This is a genomic window from Rhodanobacter sp. DHG33, from assembly GCF_014843005.1.
GTDB lineage: Bacteria > Pseudomonadota > Gammaproteobacteria > Xanthomonadales > Rhodanobacteraceae > Rhodanobacter_A.
Map to the genome: position 1 here is coordinate 1 of NZ_JACYXM010000038.1, position 281 is coordinate 281.

A 281-nucleotide genomic window follows, 5' to 3' on the forward strand; every position below is an offset into this window, starting at 1 on the left:
GCGCGGAAGAAACGTTCGTGCTCCTCGGGGGCGATGCCCAGTCGGGCTTGGGCCACGAGGTGACGGAATGGCTGGGGAGCCGGGAGTGCGTTGTCGTATCCGCCGAGGAAGGCGCGCACCTCGGCATCCAAAACCTCCAGGGTGGAGTGATCGCCGATCAGGTGGTGCATCAACTGCAGGACCAGCCAACGTCCGGTGTCCGGTTCTTGGGTCACCGCAAAGCGGAGCAACGGAGCCTGGGTGAGGTCGATGCGGTGATGGCGCGGGTCGAAACGGTGAGC

1 protein-coding gene is annotated in these 281 nt (G+C 65.5%); it reads right to left on the reverse strand.

Features of this window, described 5'->3' with window-relative positions:
* On the reverse strand, positions 1–281 hold a 281-nt coding region (locus IHE46_RS16880), incomplete at both ends, for a hypothetical protein (protein WP_192166096.1).